Origin of the sequence: Janthinobacterium lividum (assembly GCF_011601275.1) — a bacterium.
GTDB classification, from domain to species: Bacteria; Pseudomonadota; Gammaproteobacteria; order Burkholderiales; family Burkholderiaceae_D; genus Janthinobacterium; species Janthinobacterium lividum_E.
Genome location: NZ_JAAOLY010000019.1, coordinates 103091 through 110365, shown reverse-complemented (window position 1 = coordinate 110365; position 7275 = coordinate 103091). Strand labels below are relative to the sequence as shown.

Sequence of the window (7275 nt, the reverse complement as noted above, 5' to 3'; positions counted from 1 at the left end):
TACTGGCTGCCGGCTTCGCTGACCATGCGCACAGCGCGCTCGATGACTTCGGGGGAATACTTCGGTTGCTTTTTCATAGCTCCATTTTCTCAAAGAATGGAGCCTCTACAAAACCCGGGGCGATTCACTTTTGGTAGTACGCAGAATTGGGACCCAGACAAAGACTCCGATAGCTAATGCGCGCGGTCGGACTCACGCCGTACCCGCCTCCTTGACTCCTTCATCGCACTAACCAATTGGTCCATGCTCATACCGTTACGTAAATAGCTGGCAGCGAGCGCCGTTGCGACACCCTCCAGGTGTCGGGAAACGACCTGCAAACCGTCCTGCTCAATTTGCCGAATGGCTGCTTGCTGGATACTGTGCTGTGCGTCACTGATGGAAATGCGCTCCAATGCAGGAAATAAGGCGGTTTCGAGGTGACGGATAGCGAGCAAGGTCGCCCGCAGAACACTGGTCTGCACATGGCCCCACTCCGGCTCGTCGAATATTTCGTCGATTGCAATAGGCTTTGGCAGTGGATGCAATTTTTCTCGATTGAATTCTGTGCGAGGATCCTGCTTCCGCTCCAGCATCTGATGCGCTGTAAGCCTGTGTTCGCGGGCTTTGGCGATGGAGACTTCGGGATACCGGCCAAAAGTCAGCACGCTTTCCCCACCGCCTTTCTGGAGATACTTCATGCGCCAGATCTTGCTGCCGCTGGGCTGCACTTCAATGTACAGACCAGCCCCATCGAATAGTTTATATAATTTGTCTTTCGGAGCGGCTTGCTTGATAAGCGCATCCGTGAGGCGCAATACATACTTAGACATGGTGCCCTCCTGTTCCGCCATCCCGGCTGAATTCGCCACTGACCAGCGTTAATCTGGGCGTCTGCGGCGGCGCTCCCTTGCCGCTGACGGCATCGATGTAGTCGGCCCAATCCTGCATCATCCGGCGCCGTTCCGCCAGGAACTGCGCCCGGTCATAGGCACTGGCCACCTTATCCTTCGGTGCATGTGCCAGTTGCCGGTCCACGACTTCATGCCGGTAGCCCAGGCGCTCCTTGATGGTGCTCATGGCCAGCGCCCGGAAGCCGTGGCCGGTCATCTTGCCCTTGTATCCCATGCGTCCAAGCGCCACCAGTATCGTGTTATTGCTGATCGGCTTTTCGTGGTCGCGCTGATTCGGGAACAGGTACTTGCTGCGGCCCGTGATCGCGTGCAGTTCGCGCAGCAGCTCCAGCGCCTGGCGCGACAGGCAGACGTGATGGTTGGTCATGTCAGGATTGACGGTCAGCTTGCCGCGCTTCATGCGTTGCCATGGAATGATCCACTCGCCGCGCTCCAGGTCAATTTCATGCCAGGGCGTCTCGATCAACTCGCTGGTGCGCACAAAGCACAGCAGCATCAGCCGCAGCGCAATGCGCGTCGGCGCGAACATGCGTGCTTCGTTGCGGTCCAGAATGGCCAGAAACTGCGGTAGCTCGTCGGCGTTGATGGCGGCGAAGTGTCCGACGCGGACGGTCTTCAACACATCCTTCATATCGGTGACCAGATTGCGCTCTGTGAATCCGCACTGAATCGCGTAGCTGAAAATTGACGCACATACCGCTTTCTGGCGATGGGCGATTTCGCTTGCGCCACGCTCCTCGATCTTGCGCAGCGCGGCAATCAGATCGCGGTGCTTTATCTCATCGATCGGCATGCGGCCGATGGCTGGAAAGATGTCCGCTTGCAGGCGCTGGATGGTGTTCTTGGCGGTGCGTTCGCTCCATGTCGGCACTTTGTTGCCGTGCCACTCGCGCGCGATTTTTTCGAACGTGTTGGACGCCTTATCCTTTGCCATGCGTTTGGCATCGTCGCGATGCTTGGCGGGGTCGATTCCTTGCAGTAGCAGGCGGCGTGTCGCCAGACGCTTTTCCCGTGCGTCCTGCAAGGTAATTTCCGGGTAAGGGCCGAACGTCAGCGTATTCTCTTTGCCGTTGGCCTGCCGGAACTTGAAACGCCAGATGCGGGAACCGGTTGGCGCGACGACGAGGTACATGCCGTCACCATCGAACATTTTGTATGGCCGCTCGCGTGGCTTGGCGTTGCGGATGAGTAAATCTGTCAGCGGAGCAATGATCTTTGGCATGGCAAACCTCCTGCGCGGCATGCTGTAAAGATCAATATAGTCGTTTTTTTGAATTTTTGGGGCAAGCGGCAATGGCTGAGTACGAGGTGCCCCCAAACTTGCGCCTACTTGAGGTTGATGTCCTGGGACGCTGTGCAACGTCCAGAAACGAAAAAACCGCTTAGAATCAAGGCTCTAAGCGGTTTTTGAGGGACTTCCTGAGACGTCCTGATCTTACTTAATTGCTATCCGTGGCGGAGAGAGGGGGATTCGAACCCCCGATAGAGTATTACCCTATACACGCTTTCCAGGCGTGCGCCTTCAGCCGCTCAGCCATCTCTCCTGAAGGCAATGCGCGCGTCTTGCTTGCTCACATTGTGTCCTGCATATCGCTTGTCGCGAAGCCGCAGATTATAGCAAAGATTCTACGGACTGCCAAAGTTATTTACCCAGGGTAAAAGTGCAACCCCAGCCCAGGCTGGGGTCAGACCCTCGCCGCCGCCAACGCAACGGTCATTGCCAACACAACACGAGTCTGCTCCCCCTATGCTGCCCGGGCTATTACGAGGCTTCCTTCAACTGCTCCAGGATGGCCGGGTTTTCCAGGGTTGAGACGTCTTGCGTGATCGTCTCGCCCTTGGCCAGCACGCGCAGCAGGCGGCGCATGATTTTGCCGGAGCGGGTTTTGGGCAGGTTGTCGCCGAAACGGATTTCCTTTGGTTTCGCGATCGGGCCAATTTCCTTGCCGACCCAGTTGCGCAGCTCCAGCGCCAGTCTTTTCGCCTCTTCGCCGGTCGGACGCGCCTGTTTTAGCACCACGAAGGCGCAGATCGATTCGCCCGTCGTGTCGTCCGGACGGCCCACTACGGCGGCCTCGGCCACCAGAGGGTTGGCGACCAGCGCCGATTCGATTTCCATCGTGCCCATGCGGTGGCCCGACACGTTCAGCACGTCATCGATGCGGCCCGTGATGGTGAAGTAGCCGGTGTCCTTGTTGCGGATGGCGCCGTCGCCTGCCAAGTACATTTTGCCGCCCAGCTCTTCCGGGAAGTAGCTGGACTTGAAGCGCTCGGGGTTGTTCCAGATCGTGCGGATCATTGACGGCCATGGGCGCTTCACCACCAGGATGCCGCCCTGGCCGTTCGGCACGTCCTGGCCCGCTTCATCGACGATGGCGGCCATGATGCCCGGCAATGGCAGGGTGCAGGAACCGGGCACCATCGGCGTGGCGCCTGGCAGCGGGGTGATCATGTGGCCACCCGTTTCCGTTTGCCAGAAGGTGTCGACGATCGGGCATTTCTCGCCGCCAATGTTTTTGTAGTACCACATCCACGCTTCCGGATTGATCGGTTCGCCGACGGTGCCCAGCAGACGCAAGCTGCTCAGGTCGTAGTTGCTTGGATGGACTTTCGGGTCCACGTCGGCCGCCTTGATCAGCGAACGGATGGCCGTGGGTGCCGTGTAAAAGATGCTGACGTTGTGCTTCTTGATGGTTTCCCAGAAACGGCCCGCGTTCGGGTAGGTCGGGATGCCTTCGAACACCACTTGCGTGGCGCCCACGGCCATCGGGCCATACGCGATGTAGCTGTGGCCCGTCACCCAGCCGATGTCGGCCGTGCACCAGAACACATCGTCGGGCTTGATGTCGAAACTCCACTTCATCGTCAGCGCGGCCCACAGCAAATAGCCGCCGCTCGAGTGCTGCACGCCCTTTGGCGTGCCGGTCGAACCGGAGGTGTAAAGAATAAACAGTGGATGCTCGGCATCGACCCATTCCGGCTCGCATTGCGCCGACTGGCCTTCGACCAGCTCGTGCAGCCACGTGTCGCGGCCGGCCACCATCGGCAGGTCGCTGCCGGTGCGCTTGTAAACAATGACGTTTTTCACGCTATCGCAGCCGCCCAGCGCCAGCGCTTCGTCGACGATGGATTTCAATGGCAGCTTTTTGCCGCCGCGCAATTGCTCGTCGCCCGTGATGACGGCCACGGCGCCCGCGTCGATGATGCGTTCTTGCAGAGATTTCGCCGAGAAGCCGCCGAAGACCACGGAATGCGTGGCGCCGATGCGCGCGCAGGCTTGCATAGCAGCAACGCCTTCGACCGACATCGACATATAAATGATGACGCGGTCGCCCTTGGCGATGCCCTTGGATTTCAGGCCGTTGGCGAACTTGCAGACTTTTTCGTGCAGCTCTTTATATGTTGCCTTGGTGACAGTGCCGTCGTCCGCCTCGAAGATGATGGCCGTCTTGTCGCCCAGGCCATTTTCAATGTTGCGGTCCAGGCAGTTGTAGGACACGTTCAGCTGGCCGTCTTCGAACCATTTGTAGAATGGCGCGTTGTCTTCGTTCAGGGTGCGGGTGAACGGCTTTTTCCAGCTCAGGTTTTCGCGCGCCAGCTTGGCCCAGAAGCCTTCGTAGTCGCGTTCGGCGTCGGCCACCATGGCACGGTAGGCGTCCATGCCGGAAATCGTTGCCTGTGCGGCAAACGCTGCCGACGGTTCAAATACGCGCGACTCTTCCGGTCCCTGCTGCTGTGTGCCCTGCCCTTGGTTCTCTGTAGCGCTCATGCTTGTCTCCAGTGTAGTAATTGTTTGCTAACACGATAGACCCCGTGTCTTACGGACGCCTTACATGTCGCGTTTATGCAGCGTTTTACCCCTATCAAGGCTAACCATAAGCGCCTTCAGCAACAGGAGTCAAGGGGACGCCGTACAGTATTTTCGCTGGGAAAATGCATGGTGCACCGAAGGCTCAATACCACTTTGTGTTTCATCAAACCTAATAATCAGGAGCAAGGCCATGCGCAGTAATCAACAGCAAGTGTAAAATGTCGGGCATGCCAAAAATTGGTATTTACTCCCCCAGGAAACCCCACATGATCGACCACCTACCACCGACCACCAAGCATACCAAGCTGCATCCGCTGTCCGCCTTCATCTTCATGTCGCGCTGGCTGCAGTTACCGCTGTACCTGGGCCTGATCCTCGCACAATGCGTGTATGTATTTCATTTCTGGGTGGAATTGTCCGACCTGATCGGCGCCGTGTTTGGCAATGATGCGGCCCTGCAGCACGTCATCAGCGCAGTGACCGTGCCTGGCGTGCCGCCTCCCGTGAAGCTGAACGAAGCGACCATCATGCTGGTGGTATTAGGCCTGATCGACGTGGTGATGATTTCGAACCTGCTGATCATGGTCATTATCGGCGGCTACGAAACCTTCGTTTCGCGCATGCATCTCGATGACCACCCAGACCAGCCGGAATGGTTGTCGCACGTAAATGCTTCCGTGCTGAAGACGAAATTGGCGATGGCCATCATCGGCATCTCGTCCATCCACCTGCTGAAGACCTTCATCAACGCCACCGCGTATGCCAAGGAACCGAACGTGGTCATCGCGCAAACGGTGATCCACATGGTCTTCATCCTGTCCGCCATGGCGATCGCGTACACCGACCGCATCATGACGGTCACGCAGAACCAGGCACGACCGCACTAAACCCGAAGCCCATGGCTGCCAGAGGCGGCCATGGGCTTTCAGCAAAGAGTCTTACCCTTCTTATCCACCGCGAGAACACCATGACTGTCATAAAGCAAGAAGACCTGATCGAATCCGTCGCCGCAGCGTTGCAGTACATTAGCTACTACCACCCTGCTGATTATATCGAGCATCTGGCGCGCGCCTACGCGGCCGAGCAAAGCCCGGCGGCAAAAGATGCGATCGCGCAAATCCTGACCAACTCGCGCATGTGCGCGGAAGGCAAGCGTCCTATCTGCCAGGACACGGGTATCGTCAACGTCTTCCTGAAAATCGGCATGGGCGTGCGCTTCGAAGGATTCTCCGGCACAGTCACCGATGCCGTCAACGAAGGCGTGCGCCGCGCCTACAACTTCGACGACAACAAGCTGCGCGCTTCCATCGTGGCCGACCCGCATTTCGACCGCAAGAACACCAAGGACAACACGCCGGCCGTCGTGCACATGGAACTGGTCGAAGGCAATACCGTCGACGTGAAAGTGGCTGCCAAGGGCGGCGGTTCGGAAAACAAATCCAAGATGATCATGATGAACCCGTCCGATTCGCTGGTCGACTGGGTCATGAAAACCGTGCCGACCATGGGCGCCGGCTGGTGCCCGCCTGGCATGCTGGGCATCGGCATCGGCGGCACGGCCGAAAAAGCCATGCTGATGGCAAAAGAAGTGTTGATGGAAGACATCGACATGTTTGAGCTGAAACAGCGCGGCCCGCAAAACAAGCTGGAAGAACTGCGTATCGAGCTGTGCGACAAGATCAACTCGCTGGGCATCGGCGCGCAGGGCCTGGGCGGCCTGACGACCGTGCTTGACGTGAAAATCATGATGCACCCGACGCACGCCGCGTCGAAACCCGTCGCCATGATCCCGAACTGCGCCGCCACGCGCCACGGCCACTTTGTGCTCGACGGTTCGGGCCCGGCCTACATGGAACCGCCATCGCTGTCGTCGTGGCCGGAAGTGCACTGGACGCCGGATACGGAAAAATCCAAGCGCGTCGACCTGAACACCCTGACGAAAGAAGAAGTCGCTTCGTGGACGCCGGGCCAGACCTTGCTGTTGAACGGCAAGATGCTGACGGGCCGCGATGCCGCGCACAAGCGCATCCAGGACATGCTGGCCAAGGGCGAAGAATTGCCGGTCGATTTTAAAAACCGCGTGATCTACTACGTCGGCCCGGTCGACCCGGTGCGCGACGAAGTGGTTGGCCCTGCCGGTCCGACGACCGCCACGCGCATGGACAAGTTCACCGACATGATGCTGGAAAAGACGGGCCTGATCGCCATGATCGGCAAGGCCGAACGTGGCCCGGTCGCCATCGAATCGATCCAGAAGCACCAATCGGCCTATCTGATGGCCGTGGGCGGTTCCGCCTACCTGGTGTCGAAAGCCATCAAGGGCGCGAAAGTGCTGGGCTTTGCCGACATGGGCATGGAAGCGATCTACGAATTCGACGTCGTCGACATGCCGGTGACGGTGGCCGTGGACTCGAAGGGCACGTCGGTGCACAACACGGGTCCGAAGGAATGGCAGGCGAAGATCGAGCAACTCAATAGCGTGAGCAAGATTCCCGTGACGGTTGCTTAAACAAGCTCTACCATTAACGCCGCGCAGTAACATAGCGCGGCGTTTTTTTATCTACTCCGGTT

At 58.4% G+C, this 7275-nt stretch carries 5 protein-coding genes and 1 tRNA gene; 2 read left to right on the top strand and 4 right to left on the bottom strand.

Going from position 1 to position 7275, the window contains the following annotated elements:
* Positions 1-173: 173 nt before the first annotated feature.
* From GYK42_RS24335 to acs, 4 genes are all read right to left on the bottom strand, one after another.
* Positions 174-812, bottom strand: a complete 639-nt coding sequence (locus GYK42_RS24335; protein WP_166449577.1) for a DUF4102 domain-containing protein — start codon at positions 810-812, stop codon at positions 174-176.
* Positions 805-2115 (bottom strand): tyrosine-type recombinase/integrase, encoded by a 1311-nt coding sequence (locus GYK42_RS24330; protein ID WP_166449576.1) that lies wholly within the window; start codon positions 2113-2115, stop codon positions 805-807. The genes GYK42_RS24335 and GYK42_RS24330 overlap by 8 nt, the downstream gene beginning before the upstream one ends.
* Positions 2116-2346: 231 nt before the next feature.
* Positions 2347-2437 (bottom strand) — tRNA-Ser (locus GYK42_RS24325).
* 218 nt (positions 2438-2655) lie between these two features.
* Positions 2656-4662 (bottom strand): acetate--CoA ligase, encoded by a 2007-nt coding sequence (gene acs, locus GYK42_RS24320; protein WP_166449575.1) that lies wholly within the window; start codon positions 4660-4662, stop codon positions 2656-2658.
* A gap of 308 nt (positions 4663-4970) precedes the next feature.
* On the opposite strand from acs, the gene GYK42_RS24315 reads away from it, so the two are divergent.
* Together GYK42_RS24315 and GYK42_RS24310 are read left to right on the top strand one after the other, a co-directional pair.
* Entirely contained in the window at positions 4971-5591 is a 621-nt protein-coding gene (locus GYK42_RS24315) for a YqhA family protein (protein WP_034760097.1), read from the top strand.
* Between the two features lie 80 nt (positions 5592-5671).
* A complete protein-coding gene (locus tag GYK42_RS24310; RefSeq protein WP_166449574.1) occupies positions 5672-7213 on the top strand; it encodes a fumarate hydratase in 1542 nt (513 codons plus the stop codon).
* Positions 7214-7275 lie beyond the last annotated feature (62 nt).